This window comes from Hymenobacter agri (assembly GCF_054778495.1).
On the sequence record NZ_BAAGZM010001220.1, the window covers coordinates 1 to 632 of the forward strand.

Below are 632 nucleotides of genomic sequence, written 5' to 3' on the forward strand. Positions count from 1 at the left end.
CAGCAGCCCCGCCGCCTCACCGAGGCCGAGTCGGCCCTCCTGAAAGCCCTGACGCTGGTTGCCCAGGACTTATTGCGCATCCAGGCCGCTTACCCGCCCGGTTCGGCCCAGCTGCACTCCCTGCGCAGCCGCTTCGACGGGCCCGTGCAGCAGTCGCTCACCCGTCTGGCCACCCTGGCCGAGCTCAGCGAATGGGCTACCGACGACCCCGCCGAAGCCGAGCGCTACGCCGCCTCGCGCCTCGACGAAGCCCAGCACCTGGTCCGGACACTGCACCGCGAGCTACAAGCGGTGGGCTAACCGCAGGGCTTACCCAACTATAAGTTTGTTAAAATGGGATGTTTATGGAACTGAAATTTTGTGGTATGTGATTGACCGAACGTGTTTTAAAAGATAATAAAAGGACTTTTCGGAATTGAAGCCGGATTTGGTGAGCGGAGTGTGGGTACGGATGTTTGCAACATCATTTTACTCCTCTCCACCATGAAGCCTTTTCTGCTCTCCGTTTGCCTGCTGGCCGCCAGCCTCAGCACCAACGCCCAAACCTCTCCCGCTGCCCTTGTGCCCACGGCCGCCCCGGCCCGCACGGCGGCCGATACCGTAGCCGCGCTGCACCGGCTGTTTGCCGCCAA

At 61.7% G+C, this 632-nt stretch carries 1 protein-coding gene; it reads left to right on the top strand.

Going from position 1 to position 632, the window contains the following annotated elements; all coding sequences use genetic code 11:
- Window positions 1-300 (top strand): hypothetical protein (locus ACYVDE_RS25425; RefSeq protein WP_460504296.1); only part of this gene is annotated, 300 nt, incomplete at its 5' end.
- Window positions 301-632 lie beyond the last annotated feature (332 nt).